This is a genomic window from Agrobacterium sp. 5Ca50, assembly GCF_055381905.1.
Window position 1 is genome coordinate 823,072 of record NZ_AP026439.1, and the last position, 25,755, is coordinate 848,826.

24 protein-coding genes and 2 riboswitches are annotated in these 25,755 nt (G+C 54.7%); of the genes, 8 read left to right on the forward strand and 16 right to left on the reverse strand.

Annotated elements, in window-relative coordinates:
• Positions 1-95 precede the first annotated feature (95 nt).
• Genes ACZ5FM_RS21280 through ACZ5FM_RS21310 form a run of 7 tightly spaced genes read right to left on the reverse strand, consistent with a single transcriptional unit; the run spans position 96 to position 6,828 of the window.
• Positions 96-1,094 (reverse strand): TRAP transporter substrate-binding protein, encoded by a 999-nt coding sequence (locus ACZ5FM_RS21280; protein WP_464040679.1) that lies wholly within the window; start codon positions 1,092-1,094, stop codon positions 96-98.
• A 13-nt stretch (positions 1,095-1,107) separates the two neighbouring features.
• Entirely contained in the window at positions 1,108-2,919 is a 1,812-nt protein-coding gene (locus ACZ5FM_RS21285; RefSeq protein WP_464040680.1) for a TRAP transporter large permease, read from the reverse strand.
• Between the two features lie 2 nt (positions 2,920-2,921).
• Positions 2,922-3,716 (reverse strand): bifunctional hydroxymethylpyrimidine kinase/phosphomethylpyrimidine kinase, encoded by a 795-nt coding sequence (gene thiD / locus ACZ5FM_RS21290; protein WP_464040681.1) that lies wholly within the window; start codon positions 3,714-3,716, stop codon positions 2,922-2,924.
• A complete protein-coding gene (gene thiE, locus ACZ5FM_RS21295) occupies positions 3,713-4,375 on the reverse strand; it encodes a thiamine phosphate synthase (protein ID WP_464040682.1) in 663 nt (220 codons plus the stop codon). The genes thiD and thiE overlap by 4 nt, the downstream gene beginning before the upstream one ends.
• Positions 4,362-5,105 (reverse strand): hydroxyethylthiazole kinase, encoded by a 744-nt coding sequence (locus ACZ5FM_RS21300; RefSeq protein WP_250985279.1) that lies wholly within the window; start codon positions 5,103-5,105, stop codon positions 4,362-4,364. Before ACZ5FM_RS21300 ends, thiE begins: the two co-directional genes overlap by 14 nt.
• On the reverse strand, positions 5,102-6,046 hold the full coding sequence (locus ACZ5FM_RS21305; protein ID WP_464040683.1) for an ABC transporter substrate-binding protein: 945 nt from the start codon (positions 6,044-6,046) through the stop codon (positions 5,102-5,104). Before ACZ5FM_RS21305 ends, ACZ5FM_RS21300 begins: the two co-directional genes overlap by 4 nt.
• Positions 6,046-6,828: an ABC transporter permease gene (locus ACZ5FM_RS21310; protein WP_464040684.1), complete on the reverse strand. Its 783-nt coding sequence runs from the start codon at positions 6,826-6,828 to the stop codon at positions 6,046-6,048. Before ACZ5FM_RS21310 ends, ACZ5FM_RS21305 begins: the two co-directional genes overlap by 1 nt.
• Positions 6,829-6,967: 139 nt before the next feature.
• Positions 6,968-7,070: riboswitch (TPP riboswitch) on the reverse strand.
• A gap of 299 nt (positions 7,071-7,369) precedes the next feature.
• Here ACZ5FM_RS21310 and ACZ5FM_RS21315 point away from each other — a divergent pair.
• The 5 genes from ACZ5FM_RS21315 to ACZ5FM_RS21335 all read left to right on the forward strand — a co-directional run bounded on the left by ACZ5FM_RS21315 (position 7,370) and on the right by ACZ5FM_RS21335 (position 13,488).
• Positions 7,370-9,367: a methyl-accepting chemotaxis protein gene (locus ACZ5FM_RS21315; protein ID WP_464040685.1), complete on the forward strand. Its 1,998-nt coding sequence runs from the start codon at positions 7,370-7,372 to the stop codon at positions 9,365-9,367.
• A 107-nt stretch (positions 9,368-9,474) separates the two neighbouring features.
• Positions 9,475-9,712: riboswitch (cobalamin riboswitch) on the forward strand.
• A 182-nt stretch (positions 9,713-9,894) separates the two neighbouring features.
• A complete protein-coding gene (locus ACZ5FM_RS21320) occupies positions 9,895-10,914 on the forward strand; it encodes an ABC transporter substrate-binding protein (protein WP_464040686.1) in 1,020 nt (339 codons plus the stop codon).
• A 5-nt stretch (positions 10,915-10,919) separates the two neighbouring features.
• On the forward strand, positions 10,920-11,951 hold the full coding sequence (locus ACZ5FM_RS21325; RefSeq protein ID WP_464041041.1) for a FecCD family ABC transporter permease: 1,032 nt from the start codon (positions 10,920-10,922) through the stop codon (positions 11,949-11,951).
• Positions 11,948-12,712 carry an ABC transporter ATP-binding protein gene (locus ACZ5FM_RS21330; RefSeq protein WP_464040687.1) on the forward strand — a complete coding sequence of 255 codons (765 nt, stop codon included), beginning with the start codon at positions 11,948-11,950 and terminating at the stop codon, positions 12,710-12,712. The genes ACZ5FM_RS21325 and ACZ5FM_RS21330 overlap by 4 nt, the downstream gene beginning before the upstream one ends.
• 2 nt (positions 12,713-12,714) lie before the next feature.
• Entirely contained in the window at positions 12,715-13,488 is a 774-nt protein-coding gene (locus ACZ5FM_RS21335) for a class I SAM-dependent methyltransferase (protein WP_464040688.1), read from the forward strand.
• Positions 13,489-13,491: 3 nt separating this feature from the next.
• Here the strand turns inward: ACZ5FM_RS21335 and ACZ5FM_RS21340 are convergent, their stop codons facing one another.
• The 5 genes from ACZ5FM_RS21340 to ACZ5FM_RS21360 form a co-directional block, all read right to left on the reverse strand.
• Positions 13,492-14,745, reverse strand: coding sequence for an NAD(P)/FAD-dependent oxidoreductase (locus ACZ5FM_RS21340; RefSeq protein WP_464040689.1), 1,254 nt, complete (start codon positions 14,743-14,745; stop codon positions 13,492-13,494).
• Between the two features lie 131 nt (positions 14,746-14,876).
• Positions 14,877-16,307 carry a cryptochrome/photolyase family protein gene (locus ACZ5FM_RS21345; protein WP_464040690.1) on the reverse strand — a complete coding sequence of 477 codons (1,431 nt, stop codon included), beginning with the start codon at positions 16,305-16,307 and terminating at the stop codon, positions 14,877-14,879.
• Positions 16,308-16,358: 51 nt separating this feature from the next.
• On the reverse strand, positions 16,359-17,576 hold the full coding sequence (locus tag ACZ5FM_RS21350) for a class I SAM-dependent methyltransferase (protein ID WP_464040691.1): 1,218 nt from the start codon (positions 17,574-17,576) through the stop codon (positions 16,359-16,361).
• Positions 17,563-18,366, reverse strand: a complete 804-nt coding sequence (locus ACZ5FM_RS21355) for a DUF1365 domain-containing protein (protein WP_464040692.1) — start codon at positions 18,364-18,366, stop codon at positions 17,563-17,565. Before ACZ5FM_RS21355 ends, ACZ5FM_RS21350 begins: the two co-directional genes overlap by 14 nt.
• Positions 18,366-19,715, reverse strand: a complete 1,350-nt coding sequence (locus ACZ5FM_RS21360; RefSeq protein WP_464040693.1) for an NAD(P)/FAD-dependent oxidoreductase — start codon at positions 19,713-19,715, stop codon at positions 18,366-18,368. Before ACZ5FM_RS21360 ends, ACZ5FM_RS21355 begins: the two co-directional genes overlap by 1 nt.
• A 221-nt stretch (positions 19,716-19,936) precedes the next feature.
• On the opposite strand from ACZ5FM_RS21360, the gene ACZ5FM_RS21365 reads away from it, so the two are divergent.
• The 3 genes from ACZ5FM_RS21365 to ACZ5FM_RS21375 are packed head-to-tail and all read left to right on the forward strand — an operon-like array spanning position 19,937 to position 21,619.
• Positions 19,937-20,512, forward strand: a complete 576-nt coding sequence (locus ACZ5FM_RS21365) for a sigma-70 family RNA polymerase sigma factor (protein WP_312947951.1) — start codon at positions 19,937-19,939, stop codon at positions 20,510-20,512.
• On the forward strand, positions 20,512-21,174 hold the full coding sequence (locus tag ACZ5FM_RS21370) for a ChrR family anti-sigma-E factor (RefSeq protein ID WP_464041042.1): 663 nt from the start codon (positions 20,512-20,514) through the stop codon (positions 21,172-21,174). The genes ACZ5FM_RS21365 and ACZ5FM_RS21370 overlap by 1 nt, the downstream gene beginning before the upstream one ends.
• 25 nt (positions 21,175-21,199) lie before the next feature.
• On the forward strand, positions 21,200-21,619 hold the full coding sequence (locus tag ACZ5FM_RS21375) for a DUF2177 family protein (protein WP_250985292.1): 420 nt from the start codon (positions 21,200-21,202) through the stop codon (positions 21,617-21,619).
• Here ACZ5FM_RS21375 and ACZ5FM_RS21380 read toward each other — a convergent pair.
• From ACZ5FM_RS21380 to ACZ5FM_RS21395, 4 genes are all read right to left on the reverse strand, one after another.
• The gene (locus ACZ5FM_RS21380; protein WP_464040694.1) at positions 21,606-22,301 is read right to left on the reverse strand and encodes an HAD family hydrolase; all 696 of its coding nucleotides are present in this window, start codon (positions 22,299-22,301) and stop codon (positions 21,606-21,608) included. The genes ACZ5FM_RS21375 and ACZ5FM_RS21380 overlap by 14 nt on opposite strands.
• A 45-nt stretch (positions 22,302-22,346) precedes the next feature.
• Positions 22,347-23,366 carry a LacI family DNA-binding transcriptional regulator gene (locus tag ACZ5FM_RS21385; RefSeq protein WP_464041043.1) on the reverse strand — a complete coding sequence of 340 codons (1,020 nt, stop codon included), beginning with the start codon at positions 23,364-23,366 and terminating at the stop codon, positions 22,347-22,349.
• A 143-nt stretch (positions 23,367-23,509) separates the two neighbouring features.
• Positions 23,510-24,790, reverse strand: a complete 1,281-nt coding sequence (locus tag ACZ5FM_RS21390) for a D-tagatose-bisphosphate aldolase, class II, non-catalytic subunit (RefSeq protein WP_464040695.1) — start codon at positions 24,788-24,790, stop codon at positions 23,510-23,512.
• On the reverse strand, positions 24,790-25,740 hold the full coding sequence (locus tag ACZ5FM_RS21395) for a tagatose kinase (protein ID WP_464040696.1): 951 nt from the start codon (positions 25,738-25,740) through the stop codon (positions 24,790-24,792). The genes ACZ5FM_RS21390 and ACZ5FM_RS21395 overlap by 1 nt, the downstream gene beginning before the upstream one ends.
• Positions 25,741-25,755 lie beyond the last annotated feature (15 nt).

The window sequence follows — 25,755 nt, forward strand, 5'->3', positions numbered from 1 at the left end:
ACCTGCAATAGCGTCCCGCACTGCCAGAAAATGCGGCCTTTGGCCGCTTTTTCTTTTTCATCAATTGAATAGCGCGATCCGCTAAACCATTTTCGTCAGGCAGCTTCCGCTGCATCAATACGTGCCATGCCGCCAACCACATCGGCAAAGTCACGCCACACGGCAGTGGCACCGCCCCGCCATTGATCGAGTGCTTCTGGCTCAAAAACCTGTCCGCCCAAGGATGAGGCTACCTTCATTGACGCTGTTTCATCTTCAACGATCAGCTGGTTGAAGTAGTCGGCGCCAGCAGCCGTCTCCTCCGACAAAACTGTCTTTTCCTCATCCGACAGTCCGCTCCAGAACATACTGGAGAAATACACGACACCGGATGCGCGTATATGTCCGGTCTGTGTCATGCAAGGTACGACCTCGTAAAGTTTGAAACCGGCATAGGCAGATTTCGTCAGATCCATAGCGTCAGCCACGCCAGATGCCAGTGCATTGTAGGTTTCGGTGATAGGGATGCCGACCGGCACCGCGCCAAAAGAGCTCCAGAGTTTTGTATGCAGCGGGCTTTGGATAACCCGGATTTTCTGGCCTGCTATATCCTGCGGTGTGCGGGCCGGTTCTTTTGTCAGAAGATGGCGTGCGCCGTAATCGATAAACCCGCCAACCACAAATTGCTGCTGCAGCAGTTCACCCTTCAGGCTTTGGCCGATATCGCTGTTGACGACACGTCTGAGATGTTCCCCATCGCGAAACAGGAAGGGCAGGTCGAGAAGCTGCAACTGCGGTACCCAGCCCGAGAGGGCCGAGACCGTGGAGAGGCTGGCTTGTACTGAACCAAGCCGCATGCTTTCAGCAACTTCCTTTTCGCCGCCCAGTGCGCCATTTGCAACAATGTTGAAACGGAAGCGGCCCGGCAGGCGCGTTTCCACCTGTCTTGCGATCTGGCGCCAGATCCTGGTTTCAGGTTTGTCCTCTCCCAGCAGTGATGCAACGGTTATTGTCTGGGTCCGGGCGAAGGCCGGTCTCATCAGGACGGCTAGAGGCAGCGTGGCTGTTGCGATGCCGAGGCTTTTCAAAAACATGCGGCGAGAAAATCTATGCACGGAAAGTATCCTTTCAGCGGAAAACAAGCGCGTAGGCGCAAAGAATGGTGAGGGAGACCAAAAGCGCAGTCAGATAGGGGAGAACGGCGCGAAAGAGGGAGGACGCAGGCACTTTCGTCACGCCGCTTACGACAAAAATCAACATGCCGATGGGTGGCGTCAGTCCGTGGATCATCAGGTTCACAACCAGAATGACGCCGAAATGAATGGGATCAATGCCAGCCGCGACCGCCGCAGGCAGGAGGATGGGACCAAACAGCAGAATGGCTGCGCCAATGTCCAGCACCAGACCGGCTGCAAGCAGCACGAGATTGGCCAGGAGCAGCACGGCAAAGGCACTGCCGCCAAGCATGACTACAAAGTCCATGACGTGGCCGGCCACGCCATCGGTTGCGAGCAGGAATGCAAATGTTGCGGCTGTCCCGATCAGTAGCCCAATGGCCGCCGCCTCGGTGGCGGCTTGGCGAAACACACCATAGAGCGTTTTAGCGCCTGTTCTGGCAAAATATGCGAGTGCAAATGTATAGGCCGCAGCGAGAGCGGAGGCTTCCGTTGTGGTGACAATGCCAAAGCGAATGCCAGCGACCACAATAACACCGAGGCCAAAGGCCGGAATGGCTGCAAATGCTGCCTGCCAACGTTCTTTTGCCGGGGCAGGGAGGCGCTTGTTTTTTTCGCGTACGGTCAAATGAATGGCAATTGCCAGACAGCATGCCATGACGCCGCCCGCAAAAAAGCCTCCGACCAGCAATGAACCTATCGAGAGGTTTGTTGCGGCGGCAAGGATGAGAAACGCAATGGATGGCGGGATGACGTTATCCAGCACGGAGGTTGCGGCGATAATGGCGCCTGCCTGTGCAGGTGGATATCCGTGCCGCACCAGCTCCGGCTGGAAGGTCGATGCTCCAAACGCCGCGTTGGCGACCGAAGAACCTGACGCGCCCGAGAAAAGCACGCTGGTCAACAATACGGTTTGCGCCAGACCGGCTTGTTTGTGACCCACCAGTGTCTGGGCAACATGCACCAGCCTTTGTGCAGCCCCAGATGCGCCAAGCAAGCCGCCGGTCAGCAAGAAAAATGGAATGGCCAACAGCAGAAATTTTGACATGCCGGTGACGGTTGTCGAAACAATAGCCTGTTCCGGCAGGGAGCTGCCAAATGAAATGGCCAGATAGGCGGCAACCAGAAATGCATGGGCAAGCGGTGCCGCCAGCAATAAACCTGCCCCTGCGATCAGTGCCAGATAGAGACTGGCCGGAAATGATGTTTCGATAAGAACCAGCGGAACAGCGGTATAGAACATAGTTGCTAAAATTAGTGCAGCAAGGCCTGTCCGCCATTGCCCGGCTGCCAGCCAGCGAAGCAACATCATGATCAACAACAATGCGCCGCCGATGCCGATAAAACCGAAACGAACCCACTCCGGTAGACCAAGCGTCGGTGAGTAGCCGCCAAGCATCGTGCTTATGTTGACAGCGCCAAAGGTCAGCACAAGCGCTGCCATGACACTGATGCTATCAGCCGCAATGCGTGTCAGTGCACGCCCTCTTTCCGGCAACACGCGGACCAGTACATCAAAACGCATTGCCAATGCCCCGGTGACACTGAGCGGGGCAGCAAGCGCGATGAGGGCGATATGCAGCCAGATGCCAAGATCTTCGACGCCGACAATGCCGGTATGGAAAAAATAGCGCATGCCGGCAGTGGCAAGAACAGTGACCAGCATGATGGCAAGGACGACAACAGCAAGTGCGCCGAGCATTGCTTCTATGGCGTCGCTGAGACGCTGCGCAACATGCCTGATGTTATCCTCTCGCCAGACCATATTTACCACCAGCCGTGAAAATGGTGTACGGGTCCGCGACCGTGCCCAATTGAAAGGCCGACACTCGCTTGCAATGCCTTGTGCAGATAATCCTTCGACTGCTCCACCGCATCGGTTAGCGAATATCCTTTGGCGAGATGCGCGGTGATTGCGGCCGCCAGAGTGCATCCGGTACCGTGATCATTTTTGGTGTCGATACGCGGTGCGGAAAAGACTTTGACTTCGTTGCCATCGAGCAGAAGATCTGTGCTGTCAGGACCGTTACCGTGTCCACCCTTGATCAGCACGGCGCGTGCCCCTGCTTTCAGGATGACGTCTGCCTGGCGCGCCATCTCACTCTGGTTTGCAGCGATGGGCAGATCCGTCAACAGCGCTGCTTCTGGCAGATTGGGCGTGACGACGGCTGCAAGCGGGACAAGTTCTTGCTTCAGTGTCTCGATCGCTTCCTGTTGTAAAAGCCGGTCGCCGGAGGTTGCAACCATCACCGGATCGAGAACCACGCCGCGTTTGTAGTGGCGCAGTCGCTCTGCAATGGCCAAAATTGTCTCCGACCGGGACACCATGCCGATCTTGACGGCATCGACATCGAGGTCGGAAAAAATGGCATCCATCTGCGCGACGATTAAGGGTACGGAAATGTCTTCAACAGCCGTCACGCCCCTGGTGTTCTGGGCGGTGATTGCGGTCAGTACACTGGCGGCATAAGTACCAAGCGCTGAAAATGTCTTGATATCAGCCTGAATGCCGGCCCCGCCGCCGCTATCGGAACCTGCAATGGTCAAAGCAATGGCGGTCATGGGTGTTTCTCCGCCAGTGTAGCATCCACTGCGTCACGGAAGCTGCGTGTCGCCTCAGCAATGTCATTGGCTCTGAAAATCGCGGAGATAACCGCGATGCCATCGGCACCGGCCGCGACGACCTCTGGTGTTCTTGCCAAATCGATGCCGGCAATGGCGCCGACCGGTAGTTCGGGTCGCTGCTGACGCAGTGCTGCCCGCAACGCACTGAAACCATCAATGCCGACTGGAAGGTCAGGATTGTTTTTCGATACTGTTTCGAACACGCCGCCAATGCAGACATAGTCGACGGGGGCCGCCGCGGCGCGTGCCGCGTCCTTGGCATTTTTGACGGTAAGTCCGATGATTGCCTCGTTGCCCAAAATGCTGCGTGCCGTCTCTGCATCCATGTCGTCCGCACCCAGATGCACACCATCTGCACCAGCCGCCAGCGCGACATCAACGCGGTCGTTGATGACAAGCGGGACGCCGCTTGTTTTGAGCGCGGCTATAATTTCCTTGGCCCTTTCGATCATCGAACGGGTGGATGCCGTCTTGTCGCGGTATTGAATCAGTGTTGCGCCGTTTTCGGCCGCGATACGGGCGAGTTCCGGCAGCGGGGCGATATCGATCAGGGAGCCATCGACCAACGCGTTCAGGCGATAATCAACCTTCGTCATGTTCTATCCTTGCATGGGAAATGATGTCCTGACGGCCAATGGCCGACAGCATGTCGAGAAATGCCGGCTCGAATGTGCCGGGACCGTTGGCGTAGACCGCGGCCTGCTCTGCAGAAATTCCCGTCACACACAGGGCCGCACTGGCCGCCAGCAGCGCGTCTGGCTCTACCGCTAGGAACGCGGCGATTATGCCGCCGGAAAGGCAGCCTGTTCCGGTCACTTTCGCCATCCATGGATGACCGTTGGAAATACGGACCGATCGATTTGCGAGAGACAAATGGTCTTGCGGACCGGTTTGAATTCGCAAGCTGTTGCCTGTGTCGTCAAACAGCGCCATTTCAGCCGCATTGCCACGGATGATGGTTGGCGAATGTTGCAGAAGGTCCCTTGCAAACGCCAGTCGCGACGGAGAGTAGTCGCAGTGGACGGGGTCAACGATCCAAGGTTTGCCATGCGCATTGGCCACCTGCACAGCAAGCAGGATAACCTTGCGACGCTCCGCATCCAGCGTGCCGAGATTAATGGTCAACGCATCGGCTTTGAGAACAAAACTTTCGATTTCCTCCATCGACGATGTCATCGAAGGAATGGCATCGACCGCCGTAATGCCATCGGCAGTGAATTTCTGCACGACGGTGTTCATCAGGCAATGGACGCGAGGGCGGCTTTGCCGCACCCGCTCGAGCACATCGGCTGCCTTTTCAGCTGATATTGTATGGGCCGTGCTCATTGCAATTCCACCGCAAGGTCTTCAACGGCAGGCGCCTGTTTCACCAGTTCCATGTCCTGCATGAACTGGCCGAAACGTTCGTAACGAGCGCGATCCAGTGCCGAGGGACGTTTGGCAAAACGCGGCAGGGTGTCGATGAATGCCTGGTGGTTCAGGTCGTCATTGAGGCTGGGGTAGGCTTTGATGAACAGTTCCCAAGCTTCCTGCGGGTGGTTTGTGATGAAGATCGAGGCTTGTTCGACGGCATCAAGGAAACGCGGCAAGCGAGTGTCCGAGACCAGGTCCTTGTTGGTGATGAAGATCAGTTCGTCATAAGCGGGAACACCATGCTCCTCAGGGAAAAAGGAGTAACCTTCGTGACCTGCGAGCTTCATCTGGGTCAGTTCAAAATTGCGGAAGCCGCCAAGTGTCGCATCGACCTTGCCGCTGATCAGCGAAGGTGACAGCGAGAAGTTGACGTTGATAAGCTCAACATCGTCACGGCTGACACCTTCCTTCTCAAGCATGCGCTTCAGCATGGCATCTTCGAAACCGGATACAGAAAAACCGATCTTTTTGCCCTTCAGGTCCTTCAGGCTTTTGATCGGCCCATCAGCCAGAACCGTCACGGTGTTAAGCGGTGTCTCGACAAGTGTTCCAAACCGCAGGATCGGCAAACCGGCAGCGTTGTCGAGATAGAGGTTTGGTTGATAATGCACGCCAATGTCGGCCTGTTTGACGGCGACCAGACGCGGAACGGAAGATGGATCGGCTGGTGGTACCAGCTCGACTTCCAACCCTTCAGCTTTGAAGATGCCGCGTTCAGCGGCGATGACCATCGGCGCGTGATCGGGATTGACGAACCACTCCAGCATCACCGTCAGCTTGTCGGCGGCATGTGTCACGGATGCGGGAAGGATCGTCGCAAGTGCGATAGAAAGAGAAAGGGCAAGTTTCTTCATCAGGCGTGTTTCCTTGAGGAATTAAGAAATGGCAGAGAATGTTCAGTCTCGACCGCCCATGGGGTGAGCCCTCTGGTGACGCGGTCCATAAAAAGGCGAGAAAGCACGGTCAGAACCGCAAGAATGGCCATGGCTGCAAAAACCGTATCGGTTTGCATACGGGCATTGGCCTGCACCATGACGAAACCAAGCCCTGAGGACGCGCCGACCCATTCGCCGATGACGGCACCAAGGGGTGCGAGCGGCGCTGCGACCCGCAGGCCCGAAATCAGCCCCGGCAGGGCGAGGGGCACCCGTAACCGCAGCAGGATCTGCCAGTGTGTTGCCTGTGTGAGCGCTGCGGCATCCAGAATTGCTCTTTCCGTGCGTTGCAGGCCGTCATTGAAGGCCGAGGCGACAGGAAAGAAGATGATCAGCGTCGTCATCGCTACTTTCGAGGCCATGCCGAAGCCGAGCCACAGCACGAGGATGGGAGCAAGGACAAACACGGGAAATGCCTGCAGGATCAGCATGGTTGGCCAGACCAGCTTTCCAACTCTCGGAAATGCTGCTGTTGCGAAAGCTGTCCCAACGCCAAACCCAGTGCCCAATACAAGGCCAACCACCATTTCAGTCAGGGTGATCAGGCTGTTTTCGAGCAAGTAGGATGGCTGCCGTGACAGCGCCGAAACGACGTCATAGGGCGAGGGTAGAATATAATGCGCAGGGGCAAACAGCCACGTGCCAACCTGCCAGCCAACGACCAGCAACAGCACGCCGCAAACGGCGGATGAGACACGCATTTGGGTTTATATGAAACGATAAACCAAATGAGGGCGATGGCCGCGAACGGCACCTATAGCAATCTTGAATGTCATCTACGATCTCCAGACTTGTGACAATCACGGAGATCCAGGCAAGCGGAGAAGAGAAAAGGGGGCTTTATGCCGCTGTTTCCGTTCCTACGCCGGTACGACCCGGATCAGGTTCAAGGGTCCGGCTCACCGCCATCTCAGCATCGTAGGATGCCCCCCTCGGAATAGGTGCAAATTGTCGCGTTTTTGCCCCGCTGTCAATGAGATTGACACATCTATATGAAAACTGTCGAACATACTGTTTTTAAGGCGTTTTTTTATAACGTTCGGCCCGGTTTTGACCGATAGCTATACAAGTTTTTAATCAATTTCTTTCTATAACGGTGTCGAACGACACCTTCCGGGGCTGCATGACGCTTGTTGTTTGAGCTTTTAGTCGAAGCATAGTTTTCCCACAAAAATCGATGTCGGAATGCCGCAGCCCTGCGGTACAGTATTCCGTTTGTCCTTTCGTTCTAGGAAGTCCAACATGTTGAAAAACCTCAGCATCAAGTGGAAGATACTTTCCACCTTGTTCATGCTCGGCTTGGTTTCGTTTGGTGGTTTTACATTCATTACCGCCAAGTTCAGTGATGCAAACTCCAGCTACCTTGGCTTCATCGACAAGGAAGCAACCTCCGCCATGATGAGCGCCCGTGCCGCTTCCGGTATCTGGACGTCGGTTGTCTGGGCCGAACGCATGCTGCAAATGGATGCTCAGCATCCTGGCCTGCCGGAGATGCGTGAACGCTTCGCCTCCAACTTCAAGCTTGCCAAGGACCGTCTGGCCGCCGTGCCGGCGTCGGTTCCGAGCCGCAAGGACGATATCGAGAAGTTGCTGGCTTCGACCAACGAACTGCAGACCATGTATGAAAAAATGCTGCAGCTGCATTTCGGCGGCAATGGCGCAGAACTGCCAGCCATGCAGTCAAAGCTGGAAACACTGCTAAAGCAGGTTTCGGATCAGGCCGGTGCCAACAACACCGCACTGTCGCAGCTTTTGGACAATGGCAGCAAGTCGCTTTCCGCATCGATCGGCTCGACGATTACACAGAGCTTCATCTTTATGTGTGTTGGCTTGGTGGCGGCCGTTTGTTTTGCGATTTACGTCGCTCACGCCGGTATCACTGCACCGATGGTTCGTTTGCGCGAACGCATGCAGACACTGGCCAGTGGCGATGTGAAGTCTGAAATTGACGGCCTGGACCGCAAGGACGAAATTGGCAACATGGCGGCCGCCGTGGCCGTGTTCCGCGACAACGCCATTGAACGTGGTCGCCTGTCCCGTCAAGCTGATGAAGATCGCGTCAGCACCGAGAATGAGCGCGCTGAACGCGAGCAGCAGAAGGTCCTGGAAGCCGCAGAAATTCAGAAAGCCGTCGATACGCTGGGTGCCGCGCTTGGCAAACTGGCTGATGGCGATCTGGCTGCGCGTATTGCACATCCATTTAACGGCCAACTGGACACACTGCGTCAGAACTTCAACCATTCAGCAGAAAAGCTTGATCTGGCGATGCAGAGCGTTGGTACAAATGCCCGCGCCATCGATGCTGGTGCTAATGAAATCCGCTCCTCGGCTGACGACCTTTCCCGCCGCACAGAGCAGCAGGCTGCTTCTGTTGAAGAGACAGCCGCCGCTCTGGAAGAAATCACCACGACGGTCAAAGATTCCGCCAAGCGCGCAGAAGAGGCACGCCACCTGGTTTCCCGTACCCGTCAGGAAGCAGAAAAGTCTGGTGAAGTGGTGCGTGAAGCCGTCACCGCCATGGAGCAGATCGAAAAATCCTCCAGCGAAATCGGTAACATCATCGGTGTTATCGATGACATCGCCTTCCAGACCAACCTGCTTGCTCTGAACGCGGGTGTCGAAGCGGCGCGCGCCGGTGAAGCTGGTAAGGGTTTTGCTGTTGTGGCGCAGGAAGTTCGTGAACTTGCCCAGCGTTCCGCGAATGCCGCAAAGGAAATCAAGTCGTTGATCACTGCCTCGACATCGCATGTCGAAACCGGGGTTCACCTTGTCGACCAGACAGGCAAGGCGCTGGACGCGATCGTTTCTCAGGTTCAGGAAATCAACCAGCATGTTCACGCGATTGCTGAGGCAACCCGCGAACAGTCGGTTGGTCTTCAGGAAATCAACACCGCCGTCAACACCATGGATCAGGGCACGCAACAGAACGCTGCCATGGTCGAAGAAACAACGGCGGCAAGCCATGGTCTTGCAACGGAAGCCACGTCCCTCAACTCGCTGCTCGGCCAGTTCAGACTGACAGGCACCGGCGGTATGGCTGGTTTCGCAAGGCCTGCTGCTCCTCGCGCCGCCGCTTCGGTTTCGCGACCTGCTGCACCGGCACCGGTGGCAGCATCGACAAAGTCCAGGCCGATTGCTTCTCCAGCACGTGCACTGGGCAATAAGTTGGCGAGCGCCTTCGGTGGCGGTTCATCTGCCGCTGCGACTACAGCCAAGGAAGCGGACTGGACAGAATTCTGAGCCTCCAAGATTTTTGAGAATGAAAAATGCCGTTGCCTCAATCTCTGGGGCGGCGGTTTTCTTTTGTTCGGTCTGTCGCAATAGCCTTGACCTTGTCTGCCCCTTGGCCATAAGTGGCATCCGACGGTTCTCCAAAGGGTTGTACCTGGAGGGGATTAATAGGGAACATGGTGCGTTTCTGTTGAAGAAACAATGCCATGGCTGCCCCCGCAACTGTAAGCGGATTGCCGCTCATCCTTGTGGTGTAGCTCTTACACCATGCCACTGTGCCGCTGAGTGCACGGGAAGGCAGATGAACGGCGTGAATTCGTGAGCCAGGAGACCTGCCGTTATTTGTTAATCCAACGCACCGGGCGGGGTTGTCCGGAAAGGAATAGTCATGTTATTACATAACATATGCATTTGTTGCCTCCGTTCATTGCATTGTTGGGTTAACCGCGCGTCGTTTTTCTAAACGCTGCACAAACCGGGCAATTCATTCCCGTAATCTCAACTGCATTTCAAATATTTCCAATCGGAAGGCTTCCATGCGTGCCATCATAAAAACTCTCAGTGCTGTAACCGTTTTAGTTGCCGGGTTCTCTGGTAGTGCCCATGCGGCGACCCAATATCCGTTGACGGTAACCAATTGCGGTCAGTCGATTACGTTCGAAAAAGCACCAGCAAAGATCGTTTCGATCGGACAGGGCATGACCGAAATCCTGTTTTCCCTTGGCTTGGCAGACAAGATTGCCGGTACCGCTGTTTGGGTTGGGCCGGTTTTGAAAGAATATGAAGGCGTCAATGCGCAAATTCCGCGCCTTGCAGACAATGACCCCAGCTTTGAATCGGTTGTCGGCAAAGAGCCTGATCTGGTTGCTGCGGAGTTCGAATGGCACGTCGGCACGCAGGGTTCTGTGGGCAAACGCGAACAATTCGGTTCACTTGGCATCAATACCTATGTTTCTCCTGCAGACTGCGTGGCCAAGATCAATGCCGATGGTGGCGATGGCGTACGCAAAGAGCTTTTCACGATGGATCTGATCTATCAGCAGATCAGCGAACTCTCCGATATTTTCGATATCAAAGAACGGGGCGAAAAACTGGTCGCCGATCTGAGGGCACGTGAGGCCGCAGCCGTCGCGTCGATCGGCAACGCATCGTCGGCCAATCTTCCTGTTGTTTTCTGGTTCTCCAGCAAGGAAGTGAAGGGCGACGCCTATATTGCCGGTAAAAACAGTGCTCCGGCCTATATTCTGAAAACGCTTGGTGCAAAAAATGTCGTGAGCACGGAAGAAGAATGGCCGCTGGTCGGGTGGGAAACCATTGCCGAATCCAACCCTGCTGTTGTCGTGATCGCTACCATGGATCGTCGCCGTTATGCAGCCGATGATCCTGCGGTCAAGATTGACTTCCTGGAAAATGATCCGGTCACCAGCCACATGGATGCCGTTAAGAACAAACATTTCGTCATGATGGATGCACAGTCCATGAACCCGACCATTCGTACGATTGATGGCATTGAAATCCTGGCAAAGGGTATCCAGGCGCTCGGGATTTCCAAGTGACAGAAATGTCTGCACGTCGTTCAGCATGGTGGCTGCCTTTGGCAGCCACCGTCTTTTTTCTGATGCTTCTCGGCTTCATGATAAGTCTTGCCGTGTCGATCGGCGAAATTTCCATTCCGCTCGATACGACGGCTAAGGCCGTTATGAAACGCGCCTTTGGAATGCCGTTTGAAATCAGCCGCATCCATGAAGGCGTTATCTGGGACTATCGTCTGAGCCGCGCCTTGGTTGCGGCAAGTGCAGGGGCTGCGCTGGCGCTCTGTGGTGTGATCCTGCAAGCATTGCTGCGCAACCCTCTTGCTGAACCTTTCGTGCTGGGCATTTCCGCAGGTGCCTCAACCGGTGCCGTTTGTATTATGGTTCTGGGCATCGGTTACGGTGTTTTGACACTGTCTACGGGCGCATTTCTGGGCGCCGTCGTAGCGTTTCTTCTCGTGTCACTGCTTGCGGCCGGCGCTGGTGGCAGCAGCGACCGTATCATTCTTGCCGGCGTGGCCGGTTCGCAGCTCTTTAATGCGCTGACATCCTATATCGTCACCACATCTGCAAATGCAGAACAGGCGCGTGGTGTGATGTTCTGGTTGCTCGGTAGCCTGTCCGGTGTGCGCTGGCCGGACGTTTATCTCGCTGCACCCGTTGCATTGTTGGGTTTTGTGTTTTGTGCGGCCCATGCCCGGGCATTGGATGCTTTCATGTTCGGTACAGATACCGCCGCCGGACTTGGTATTCCCGTTCGTCGTGTACGCATAACTCTGCTTGGCGTGACGGCATTGATGACGGCAACCGTCGTCAGCATCGTTGGCTGTATCGGATTTGTCGGGTTGGTCATTCCCCATGCCGCACGGTTCATTGCTGGCTCCGGACATCAGCGTCTTTTGCCTGTGTCTGCGATGATCGGTGCCATATTCATGGTGGCAGCCGATATCGTGTCACGTATCATCATCCCACAGCAAATCCTGCCCATCGGCGTGGTAACGGCATTGTTTGGCGCGCCCGCTTTTGCCTTTATTCTCTACCGGGCACGGAGGGCCGCATGAGTATTTCGCTGGAAAAAGTTCACTGGGCCTCAGGCGGCAGTCTTATTGTCAATGGAGTAACTCTCGACGCTGCACCCGGCACGACGCTTGGCCTGCTTGGGCCAAATGGTTCGGGAAAATCCAGTTTGCTGCGGCTCATCTGCCGTATCCGCAAAGTCCAGAGCGGCGTAATTACGCTTGGCGGCGAGGACATAGCGACCCTTTCTCAGGCCCAGATTGCCAAAAGTACGGCCTTTGTCGAACAACAGGCAACGACGGAAATCCAGGTCCATGTGATCGATGTCGTCAAGCTTGGACGAACACCGCATCGCAGCCCGATTTCAATGTGGAGATCGGAAGATGAGGCCGCCGTACAGGATGCGCTGAGACATGTCGGCATGCTGGATAAAGCGTCTAGGCTTTGGCATACGCTGTCTGGTGGTGAAAAGCAGCGGGTTCATATTGCCCGGGCATTGGCGCAAACGCCGTCACAGCTTCTGTTGGATGAACCAACCAACCACCTCGATATTCAGCACCAGCTGGACATTCTGGCGCTGGTGTCCCGGTTGCCAGTAACGTGTATCGTCGCCTTGCATGATCTCAATCTTGCAGCGATGTTCTGCGATAATCTTGCGGTCATGCATGCAGGGGAGATCGTGGCTTTCGGGCCGCCAGAAGAGGTGCTGACGGAAACGCTCATTCGTGACGTTTTTGGAGTTAGTGCGCGTATCGAGCGATCATCTTACCATGGCCGTTGCCATATCCAGTATAAGACGGCTTGATCATGAGCATCGACAACTTCCATCTCAAGGACGATATCAGGGATTACTGGTCGAAACGGTCGGAAACATTCGATCTGGTATTTGGCCATCGCATTCCACCCGGACCGGAATTTGACGCGTGGCAGCAGCCAGTGCGCGACGCTCTGGGGGAACATCCATTATCCGTGCTGGAACTGGCCTGCGGCACGGGCGAGGTGACACGGCTTATTCACGACATTGGTCATGACGTGACGGCCCTCGATTTCTCCGAGGCCATGTTGTCAGTTGCGCGGCGCAAACATGTGGGAAAACCTGGTCTGCGTTTTGTGCTTGCTGATGCCGAAAACACGATGGAGCCTGACGACATCTATGATGCCATCGTGTGCCGTCATCTGGTCTGGACGTTGACGCAGCCTGAACAGGCGTTTCAGGAATGGCACCGTGTATTGAAGTCCGGTGGCCGTTTGCTGGTTTTTCACGGGGACTGGGCACAATTGACGCTGGTTGGTCGCATCGCGTCAAAGCTGATTGCGCTTCTTGGTCGGTTTTCCCCGCCCGATCCACATTACGACAGTGCTCAAAGCGCCAAACATAAACACATCATGGAGCAACTGCCGTTCGGGGACGGGCTTCGTCCTGAACGCATCATTCCACTGCTGAAGGGCGCCAGGTTTTCAGATATTCGCCTGCACTCGCATGAGCCGATTGCGGTGGCGCAGCGTAAGCAGGCGAAATTGTGTGATCGTTTGAGAACACGGCTTTATCGACGGTTTATTCTGACCGCGACAAAGCCGTGATGTTTAACCAAAGCGGCCGGCCCGGAATGGATCGATGGAAATTGACGGGTCTCGTCCGGCAACGAGATCGCTGACGAGTTTGCCCGTTGCCGCCGACTGCGTCAGGCCAAGATGCCCGTGCCCGAAGGCATAGATGATGGCGGGGCTTACCTTGGAGGCGCCGATAACCGGCAGGCAATCTGGCATGGATGGGCGGAAACCCATCCACTGTTTGCCGCCTTCGGTTTTCAGACCGGGCAGAAACTTTGCAGCTTTTCCCAAAAGTGCTTCGGAGCGTCGGTAATTCGGCGGCAGTGACAGACCGCCCAGTTCGACGGCACCACCCACTCGAATACCGGTGGAGAGCGGCGTCACGACAAAGGCGTGGTCATTGAAATAGAGCTGGCGGGTCAACTTGAAAGACTGGTCGGGCAGGGTTGTGTTGTAACCACGTTCTGTCTCAAGCGGCAGGTTTTCGCCAAGGCTGGCACCAAGGTTCTTTGACCATGCGCCACCGGCGACGACCACCTTTGCCGCGTCGACTGTTTTGCCGCCCGTCAAGGTCACGCGCGCCTCGTCGCCACGGGGCTCAAGACGTAGCGCTTCGCCCTCAATCAGCTTGCCGCCTCGTGCGATGACCAGTTCAGCAATCGCCTTGGTGAATTCGTATGGCTCGGAGACCTGCAGGCCGCCAGGTGTAAACATGGCGTGCTGGAATTGTGGTGCCAGACCCGGCTGCAATTCGTCGATCTCAGCGCGCCCAACACGGTTGAAGACAAAACCGGCTTTTTCCTTTTCCGCCCAATCGGCAGCAGCGGCATTGAAGCTTGCTTCACTGTCGTAAAGATCAAGCGTTCCGGTGTTGGTAAAGAAACCGGAGAGTTCGGGCATCGCGCGGATCACTTCCATCTCCGCGGCAGACAGTTTCATCATCGAGATCTGGGTTTTTAGGCCGTGCCGGAAGGCGGATTCGGAGCTCGCGCGCCAGAAACGCCACAGCCAGGGAGCAACCTTCAGGGCATAGGATGGTGGAACGCTTAACGGGCCCAGCGGATCGAAAAGCCAACGCGGCGCCTTTTTCATGAGACCCGGCGCAGGAATGGGAATGATTTCGGGGAACGCCAGAATGCCGGCATTTCCGGAGCTTGCGCCGCGTGCAATTTCTCCACGTTCCAAAAGGGTTACAGAACGACCTTGTGATTGCAGATAAAGTGCCGACATCACTCCGATAATGCCTGTGCCGACCACAAGCACATCGTGTTTTTCCTGATCGCTCATAAAACGCTCCCGCCGATTTTGTCACTCTTCCCAACCACGGAGGGAGTGCTTTTGGCAAGCACTAACATGATGCAATACATACTGTCGACATAAAACGTCTTCTATGATTGGATGACGCAAAGCCTTGAGTGTCAGGCGAAGAGATCGTCTTCTTCGCCCTTTTTACTGTTGCGTGCACGACGCGATGAGCTTTTCAAATCAACAATAGGTTTCGGATAGGTTTTACCCAGTACTACACCGGCTTTTTCCAGTACGGTGTCTGGTGCTTCAAACGGTTTGTGTATCCATTTGTTCGGCATGTCGGCCAGTTCAGGAACCCATTCACGGACGTAATCGCCCGCAGCATCGAACCGTTCGCCCTGGACAACGGGATTGAATACGCGAAAGTAAGGGGCAGCATCCATGCCACAACCGGCAACCCACTGCCAGCTGCCGGGATTACTGGCAATGTCGCCATCCACCAGCGTATCCCAGAACCACTCTTCACCATGTCGCCAATCGATGAGCAGGTTTTTGGTGAGTAGGGAGGCAACCAGCATGCGGACGCGATTGTGCATCCATCCGGTTGCCCATAATTGCCGCATGCCCGCGTCGACGATTGGGAAGCCCGTCTGTCCTTTTGTCCAGGCGCTGAGCGCTTTTTTGTCCTCCTGCCATTCGATATGGGCGATGGCGTCGCGCATGTCGTAACGCGCAATATCCTTGCGGTGGTAGAGCTGGTGGTAATGGAAGTCTCTCCAGATCAGCTCGGAGAGAAATTTTTCGACGCCCGACGAGACGGAAGGGTGTTGCTCGCTGTAATGAAGAGCACTGTGCCAAAGCTGTCGGACGCTGACTTCGCCAAATCGCAAATAGGGTGAGAGCTTGGACGTTCCCAGCTTGCCGGGAACGTCGCGGCTTTCGGCATATGACTTCACGATCTCATCAAGAAAGTCGTGGAACTGCTCGTAACCGGCCTCTTCGCCAATCTGCCAGGAGCCTTCCATCTTTTCAGCCCAATGCGGCGGGGATGGACGCTCATAGCTTTTAGGCTTGGCAGATGATGATTGTGCTTTGGTGTCGCGCAAACGCAGGGGCGTGGGCACACCCTTCTGACGCAGTGAACGGGCAAACGGTGTGAAGACCTGATAGGGGCCGCCACTGCCTGTTTCGAGTTGCCAGGGTTCAAGGAGAAGATTGCCATGAAATGAGGTTACCGTGAAACCCGACTGGCGAAGCTCAGTCTTTATCTGCGCATCGCATTCCCGCTCAGCTGGTGCGTACCGACGGTTCCAGAAAACCACCTCCGGCTTTATCTCTTTTGCCAGCTTTGGCAGGATGTCCGCGGATTTTCCTGTTTCAACAATGAGGGTTACGCCTAGTTTCTCAAGCCGTTTGCAAAAGTCGGCAAGACTTTGTTCTAGCCACCATTGTACCGCGGCGCCTGGTTTGCGCAGGTTATGGTCCGTTTCGTGTATATAAACGGCTGTAACCGAACTGCCTCTTGCAAGCGCTGCATCAAGTGCAGGGTTGTCGCCAATTCTCAAGTCGTTGCGAAGCCAAACGACTGCTTGTGAAACCATCTTCCGGCTCCTGTTTTATAAAGGTGGAGAGGAAGCATACTGCTATGCTTGTTATTCTAATCGAAAATGAAACTGGCCGACATCAATGCGGCCGGAACGGAAACCTGCGGCGCAATAATGCAGGTAATAACGCCACATGCGCTTGAAGCGGCTATCAAAGCCAAGGGGTTCAATATTGTGCCACTGCGCGGAAAATGCGCGGTCCCACCACAGGAGCGTTTTCTCATAATCCAAGCCGAACAGATATTGGTCACTCAGCTTGAGACCGTGGTGGCTGGCAACGCTGACCAATGCTTCGTTTGACGGCAACATGCCGCCTGGGAAGATGTAGGTCTGGATGAAGTCTGCGGTGTTGCGGTAGGTTTCAAAACGATCGCGGGAAATGGTGATAACCTGAAGCATGGCTTCACCACCTGTCTTGAGTAGATGTTTGACCTTGTCGAAATAGATCGGCCAGTTTTCCTCGCCAACTGCCTCGAACATTTCGATCGAAACGATCTTGTCAAAGGAACCCTCGCAATCCCGGTAGTCCTGAATGCGGATCTCCACACGGTCCAGCAGTCCTGCACTGCGCATGCGTTCCTGCGCATACAGTGCCTGCTCATTGGAAAGCGTAAGGCACAGGATGCGGCAACCGGTGGTGAGGGCAGCATATTCTGCAAAGCCGCCCCATCCACATCCGATCTCCAGTACGGTGTCGTCTTTCTGAATATCCAGCTTTTCGACAATGCGTGCATATTTGGCAGTTTGCGCCTCATCTAGTGGCTGCTCAGGGCGCTGAAAGATGGCTGAGGAATAGGTCATGGTACCATCCAGCCACTGATCGTAAAATTTGTTGCCGAGGTCGTAATGGAAGGCAATGTTACGACGGCTTCCACCCTTGGTGTTGGCATTTTTCCGGTGCCGGTAATTGGCTATGACCTTGCGCATGAAAGGAATAGCAATCAGTCCAGACAGGACTTTCTCGTTGGCCAAACCCAGATCGAGAACAGCGCCAATGTCCGGGCTGTCCCAGGTGCCATCCATATAACCGCGCGCCAGTCCAAGATTGCCTTCCGTCATGATCTGCCAAACGAAGCGGCCTGATAATATCGAGATTGTGGCGGCTGGCCCCGGTTGCTCTCCGGCTACATGATGCATGCTGCCGTTGGGGAACCTGATCGTCAGACTGCCGATCACGATACGGTTGGCCCAGCCCTTCACCAATCTTGCCCAAAAGGGCAAGTTGTTCAGGCGGCTTTCAAAAGACTTTTCTTCAGCGTGAGTCATGAGCCTGATTTCCTGCAGATGAAGGTCTGACGACAGTGCTTGCAACCCGGTTGGTTGCGGCACTATGGCGATAGATCGGAGCGCCTTTGCGCCAGAGGAGCAGGGCTTCCCAGTAGATTCCGGCGGTGATTTTCAGCGTCATCAACGGATGGCGCACAAAGGCGGATAGAAGTGTACGGTTGTTCAACTCTTGTCTGTTGGCGGCAAAGGATGCGACTAGCAGCATGCCATCCGGGTCTTCCTCATCGATCCGCACCAGAACGTTTTCACCGGGTGGTTCGATGTGAAAATTATAGTGGCAGTTCATCGGCACAAAGGGTGAGACGTAAAAATCCTTGGCACAGGATTGGCGAATGCTCTCCTGCTGCGAGGCCCCAACCGCGATTGTGTAGGTATGACGTTCACCGAATGTGTTGCACACTTCGTAAAGAACGGCGCGCAAGCCATTTTTCCCATGGCAGAAATAGAGAGTGAGCGGGTTGAAAACGTAACCTAGGATACGTGGATAGCACAGCACACGGATTTGCATGCCAGGCTCCAAAAGACCGGCTTCATCCAGCCGGATTTCTACCCAATTCCGCAAGCCGTTTGGCTGACCATCGCCATGGTCCTTGTCATGGAAACTGATCAACGCTCGGCGATTGTAACCAAACAGCCGTAGTTTTTTGTCTAGTGATGGAAGTTCATCCAAATCCAGTAAAAGCGAGAAGACGCTGTATTGCAGGCGATGCCGCTTGGGGCGGTACCGCATGTGCATGACCTTTCCTGCAAAAAGCGCCGAATGCGACATTACTCTGCTGCCTCCAATTTGGGAGGTAAATGAATGCGACCGGATTCGTCCGCCACGGTCCATGGGCGTTTTTGCCCGGTTATTGCCTCTGCAACCGCCAGACCGGATTGCAACCCGTCTTCATGAAAACCATAACCACAATAGGCCCCACAGAACCATATGCGGTTTTTACCCTGAATGCGCCAGAGATTGCGTTGAGCCTCCAGTGCAGGGGCGTCGAAAAGCGGATGCATATAAGGAATGAGCCGCAAGATATTTTCCGGCGCAATTTCGCGAACCGGATTAAGCGTGACGAACAACGGGTCGGACATTGGAATATTCTGCAGACGGTTCATCCAGTAGGTCACGCAGAGTGACTGGGCGCCATCTTGTTTCGTCTCACCAATGTAATTCCAGCTTGCCCATGTGCGTTTGCGTTTTGGCATCAGTGACGGATCTGTGTGGAGAACGGCTTCGTTGTCGGTGTAACGGAACGACGCGAGCATATTTTGTTCTTCGTCCGATGCATCGGACAGCAGAGCCAGCGCTTGATCGGCATGGGTTGCCAACACCACATCCGAAAACGTCTCGCGATTACCGCGCTCGTCGGTGATGTGGACCCCGTCTTTGTTTCGCTCAATCGAGACGATCCGGGTCGACATACGTATGTCGGGTAACGTCTCGATCAGGAGCTTTACGTATTGTCGGCTGCCACCTGTTACCGTGCGCCAAAGCGGTCGATCTTTTAGGGTCAGCAGGCCATGGCTTACGAAAAATCGAATGAAAGCCTTGAATGGGTAAGCGCGCATTTCCTGTGCGCTGGCCGACCAAATTGCAGCACCCATTGGCAACAAATGGTTGTCGATAAAGCCCTGACCATAACCATTCATGTCGAGATAATCGCCGATCGTCAAATCGTCCATCTCATGTGACGACAAGGCCAAAGGCGCTTCGCGGTAAAAACGCATAAGGTCTCGTAACATGGCCCAGAAGCGGGGTTTTACGATATTTCCGCGTTGGCCCATCAGTCCATTGAGACCAGAACCGGAATACTCCAGTTTGCCACCGTTTAACGATACGGCGAAAGACATGTTGGATGGCTGAGTTTCAACGCCAACAGTCTTAAACAGTTCAACAAGGTTCGGATAGTTGCGTTCATTGTAAACGATAAAGCCGGTGTCGACATCAATATCGCCATTGCTGCCGGAAACAGTCACGGTGTTTGAGTGGCCGCCAAGCCTATCGTCGCTTTCGTAAAGCGTTACCGAGGCGCTTTTTGAGATCAACCATGCCGCAGAAAGACCGGATATGCCGGAGCCAATCACAGCAACGCGTTTCGTCTCGTTCGTGGATCGTTTTTCGGTCGCCACTGCTTACCTCATTTTTGTAATGCATGTTTTACGCAAGGAAATGCAGGTTGGATCGCTACAGATCAAAAAAAACTGAGTCAGGTGATCTATTGTTCAAGTCGTGACGTAAAAGCGGTATGAACACACATATTTCCATAGGCGCCCTGACGTGGCAAAAGGAAGCTGGAATTACATTCCGGCGGTCTGCTCCATTACGTCGAAAGAGCCGAGGAAATAGTGCAATGGATGATGGCGCCGCAGATAGCGGGCAGCATGAATTTGAAAAACTGATGTTCGCGATTAGCGCGCAAAAGGACATTCATGCCTATGAGATAATTTTCCGGCATTTCGCGCCACGCGTTCGTTCATACATGTCAAAACTCGCTGCAGATAGCCAATTGGCAGAAGAGCTGATGCAGGAGACAATGATCGCGGTGTGGAACAAGGCGGACAGGTATGACCGCTCCAAGGGGTCGCTTTCAACATGGATTTTCACGATTGCCCGTAATCTGCGTATCGATGCGGTCCGTAAAGAGAAAAGGCCGGAGTTTGATCCTGATGACCCGGTGTTCGTGCCCGATGCAGAGCCATCCGCCGACAATGTGCTGGTCGCACAACAGACCGCTGAACATTTGAAGGCAGCACTTGCCGGATTGCCGCGAGAACAGGCGAAATTGCTTGAAATGTCGTTCTTTGAAGATGCAACGCATAGCGTGATTGCCCAGAAGCTCAATATACCGCTAGGAACGGTGAAGTCGCGCATGCGGCTTGCCTTCGCCAAGTTGCGTCTCGTCCTTGGACAAGGAGACGACGCATGATTGAGATCAGACATCATCTTAGCGACGATCTTCTGTCGTCTTATGCGGCCGGAACGCTTGGCGAAGGATGGAGCATCGCAGTTGCCTCACATCTGGCCTTGTGCCCCGCCTGCCGCTCGAGGATGAGAGGTTTCGAGCAACTTGGCGGACACATGATCGACAGACTGCCGGCTGATAATAATGTCGACTCTGCCTGGGATAGCATCAAGACACGGATCACCTGTGAGGGTGATGAGCCAGCATCACCCGTAAAGCGCACAGCTGTTACGCATGATGCCACTGTTCTTCCTGAACCTCTACGCTCCTATGTTGGCGGTGATCTCTCGGATGTGAAGTGGAAGTCATTGGGGCGTGGCGCCTACCATTTGCCGATTAAAACTGGCGATAATGAAACCAGTGTGCGTCTTCTGCGTATACCTGCCGGAAAGCCGGTGCCGGAGCATGGTCATGGAGGGCGGGAACTTACCCTCGTTCTGAGTGGCAGCTTTACCGATGAAACAGACAGCTATGGCCGTGGCGACATAGAAGATGCGGACTCAGAACTGGTGCATAAGCCTGTTGCTTCGACGCAAGCTGATTGTATCTGCCTTGCGGTGACGGATGCACCTTTGAAATTCAGAAGCTGGGTTGTCCGTCTGGTACAGCCGCTTCTTGGCATTTAACCTGCGAAAAAAAGGGAGAGATGATATGGTGAAATACCTGGCGGCCTACGTCGCAACGGCTGTGGTATTCTTCGGCCTGGATTTCATCTGGCTTTCGACCATGACCCGCACCTTTTACCGCAGCCGCATCGGTTCACTGTTGCTGGAGCAGCCGAACTTAACGGCTGCCGGTATATTCTATCTTTTCTACGTGGCCGGTATTGTCTATTTCGGCGTTTGGCCTGCGCTCACTTCCGGCAATTGGACAACCGCGCTTATCAGTGGCGCACTGTTGGGAATGCTCGCCTATGGCACATACGACATGACCAATCTTTCAACCCTAAAGGGCTGGTCGGTGTCGATGACTGTGGTTGACATCATCTGGGGTACATTCCTGACAGGAATTGCATCCCTGTCAGGATACCTCGTCACGACAGCGCTTGTTGGAAAGCTCAGCGGGCCGTAACGTTGGCGCGATCGAGACGCAGAGCACCAGTCTCGGTCACTGTAATGTCCAACTCGTCATAACTGTCGATGGCAAGATGATCCGTCTCGATTGGATGTGAGTGTGTTGCGCTGATCACCACAACGTTTGCGCCCATGCGTTCGCCTGCACTGATACCAGCCGGTGCATCCTCAAATACCACACATTGTGTCGGATCGACGCCAAGCAGCTTGGCGGCTTTCAGGTAACCTTCCGGGTCTGGCTTGCCGTTTTCGACATCTTCACCGCAGATCATGATCTCAGGCGGAACGATGCCGGCTGCGGCGAGGCGAAGGACGGCAAGCGGACGAGGGGCTGATGTGACAATAGCCCAACGGCCCTCAGGAATTTTCGACAGGAAGTCTGCGATTCCCGGAATTTTGATGATGCCGTCAACATCATCCATTTCGCGTTGCAGCAGAATGTCGGCCTGCTCTACAACGTCGAGACCAGGCACAGCTTCGCGGCGAACTACCTCGATGGCGCGGAGGCCATGAATACGCTGCAGAAATGCAGTCGGTTCAATGCCGTTATCAACTGCCCATTCACGCCACACGCGTTCCACGACGGCAATCGAGTTCAACAGGGTTCCATCCATGTCGAACAGAAAAGCGGCGTGAGCCTCGCTCAGGGAGGAGGGAAGGGACCGCATTTCATTCTTCATGGCATGTTTCCATTCATTAGTGGTGGGAGGTTCCGCTTATCACATTCACGCAGAGTCGCGCAGCATGATTTCGGCGTTGAGCAAAATACGTTCGTCCGACGGAATCTCGTTTTTTGCGTCGGTTGCTTCGCCAAGTTTTGACAGCAACAGTTCGGTCGCCAGTCGGCCAATCTCATTATAGTTCTGGGCAACCGTGGTGATCGGGGGACAGGCATAACGTGACAGTGGGTGATCGTCATGGCCGGCGATACGAATGTCGCAATCCACACCACGTCCAACCTTCAGGCCGGATTGCCATGCCGCAGCAATGGCACCAAATGCCACGCGGTCGTTGGCGCACAAAACAGTCTTTGTTGGGAAACTCCCATGCTCCTTGAGGGTGCGCATGGTTTCGTCATAACCGAATTTTTCGAAGTCCCAGTCCCGGCCTTCTGATGTTATAACGAGTTTCGGCTCTATCCGTAATTGTTCCATGGCATCGATATAGGCCAGCCGACGGCTGGTGGCATTGTTGTTGACGCCTGGCATGCCGAGATAGCAAGGCGGTTCACCCGAGCGGCACAGATAATCGACAATCAGCTGGAAACTTTGGCGGTTATTGGTTCCGACGAACGACGAGGTCTCATCCAGTGGTGAATCCACGTAAATCAGTGGAATGCTGGCGCCAAGCTGCGCAAGCGTCTGGTGATGTGACTTAACGCCAAGCGGTGCAATAATGGCACCGGCGACATTCATGGACTTCAGCGTTTCAATGGCCCGCTGTTCAATCTCAGGATTGCCATCCGATGACAGGATGAAGGCCAGAAAACCGGCTTCATTGGCCAGCAACTCCACACGGCGCGTGAGGGCCATGTAGAAGGGGTCGGTTGAATTGGGAATGATGATCCCCAATATGTTGCTGCGGCGTCTATTGAGATTCACCGCAAACATATTCGGCCGAAAACCGGATTCCTTGATGGCAGCCTCGATCAGATCGCGGGTCTTGCTGCGAACAGACGAGGGGTCATTGAAGTATTTGGAAACCGTCGGCCGAGACAGGCCGACGAATTCGGAAAAATCCTCCATCGTTTTGATCGGCGCTTTATCCACGGTATGAATTCCCCATTCGTCAATCCGGCATAAATCGATTGAATTTTTACATCTACCTCCCCGCAAGGGGACGATCAATCTGCCGGAATGATTTTACACGATAAGCTTTGTGCCGCTCCTTAAGAGCGGCATGCCTTGAAATAAATGTCCAGAACGGCATCAACTGCAGCAATGGAAAGGTCATGTGCGTAAGGGCGCACCTTGCCGTCGCGAACCCGTTCATAACTTCCCTGAAGGTACTGGCTGATAAGCGTCTCCGGAATTTCCAATCCATCAAGCAGAGCAAATAACGCATTGATTGCAGAAGTAATTTCAGGATTTGGCCAGTAATAACGAATGCGGTCGCTGTAGCTGAAGTGGCGCTGCAGACGCTGTTCGTCTGCTGTGCCGTGGTAGTATTTTTCCCAGTTTTTGGGATCTGCTGTCAGCACACGCTCGATAACTTCGATGAGGCTTTCCTTACGCTGATTAGGAAACAGGAATGCGGCTATGCGGTCGAGGCCGTAGAATGCTTCGCGAAGGGCGAAGGTAAGGCCAGGCCCCACCTTCAAAATGGCAAACCCGTCATTGACCAGCGACGACAGTGCCTCCTGTGTCTGGTAGTCGGTGGAATGCGCTTCGAAGACAAAACCTGGCATGTCTGCAAGTGTCGCACTCAGGTCGCGGGCGGCCTCCGAAACATACGGAATGACATTGTGGTTGCCGAACTCGACACCCGGCTGCACGACCGCGCCAATAGCGCGTGAAAAAGCCTCTTCCACGCCTGCATCGATAAATGCCTGACGATGAATGTTGACAGTTTCGAGTGCTGCCTGCGGTGAGGTGACCTCAAGCGTCTCCAATTCTTCCATGGCTCCGCCTGGAATTGGCACCTCTGTGCCGATGATGTAGACCGGTTTGATGCCGTTATCACCACTGATGGCAGCTTCAGCAACGGCCGCCAGGTTTGCGGCGCGTTCGGCAGTAATTGCATCTGGAAGGGCAACAGGTTCACCGGCGCAGCCCATGCTGGTGTCCAGATGAAGTTTGGTGAAGCCCGCCTTGGCAAAGGCTGCAATCATCACACGTGCCTTTTCCATGGCCTCGGATGCAGCCAGGTTTTTCCATGGGTTAGGACCAAGGTGATCGCCACCTAGGATCAGTTTTTCCAATGGAAATCCAGTGTTTGCAGCAATCTTTTCGACAAAGGTGCGAAAATCTGCCGGTGTCATGCCCGTGTAACCACCATCCTGGTTGACCTGATTACAGGTCGCTTCAATCAGGAGGTAATTGCCATCTTTCAGTGCGTGCAGCATCGAAGCTTCGATAACCAGCGGGTGGGCCGAGCAGATGGATGGAATGCCGCGAGGACCGGTACGATCTTTCCACTTGGCGATATCGAGAAGTGGGTTCTGGCTCATTATGCTTGTTTCCTTGCCGTATTCGCTATGAAGTCTTCTAGCTCAGCCTGCGTGGAGGCGCCTTCCATTGGTCCTGCTTTGGTAACCGCACGGGCACCGGAGGCATTGGCCAGCGTAAGCGCTGCCGATGGTTCTTTCCCAGCCAGCCAGAAGGTGACGAATGTCGCACCAAAGCTGTCACCAGCACCAGTGGGGTCGACCTCCTCCACTTCAAATCCGGGCTGCGAAATGGTCTGCTGTGCGTCGAAATAGGTCGCGCCTTTTTCACCGCGTTTCAAGACAATGGCCTTGATGCCGCCGGCCAGAAGTTCCGCTACTGCTTCCTGTTCGGTTTTGGCATTGGCGAACAGGAACAACTCTTCGCCGCTTGGCAGGAAGAGGTCAGTCTTTGACAGAACCGTTGTCAGTGCCTCACGCATGCCTAGGCTGCCCAGAATTTCAGGGCGGAGGTTTGGATCGAACGATACAGTTCCGCCCTTTGCCTTGATGCTCTCGATGGCTGCCAGAATGGTTTCAACCACGCTTGGAGCGTATAGGGCTGTGCCCATGACGTGCAGATGGGTGCATTCGTCCAGCAGAGCCCGCGTTTTGTCGTTGAGGCCGATCTGGCCACATGCGCTGTGGCGAATGTTGAACACGAATGCCCGGCTTCCGTCTTCACGGTAGCGCACAAAGGCGCTGCCTGTCGTGCCCTGCGGATCGACTTCGATACCCGAGATATCAACGCCGTCTGCCTCGAGGCGGTTGAGGTTTACATAACCAAAATCGTCTTCCCCGACGCGCGAAATAATGGCGCATTGCTGGCCAAGCTTGCCCACCTGATCAATGAAGATGGCAGGAGCACCGGAAGGGAAGGGGCCGATCAGCGGAACAGGCGCACGGAAGCCGTCTCCGCGATCTGTCGCGATGATTTCGACAAGGATTTCACCGATGGTCAGTATCTTGCTCATGGTATCGTCTTTTAT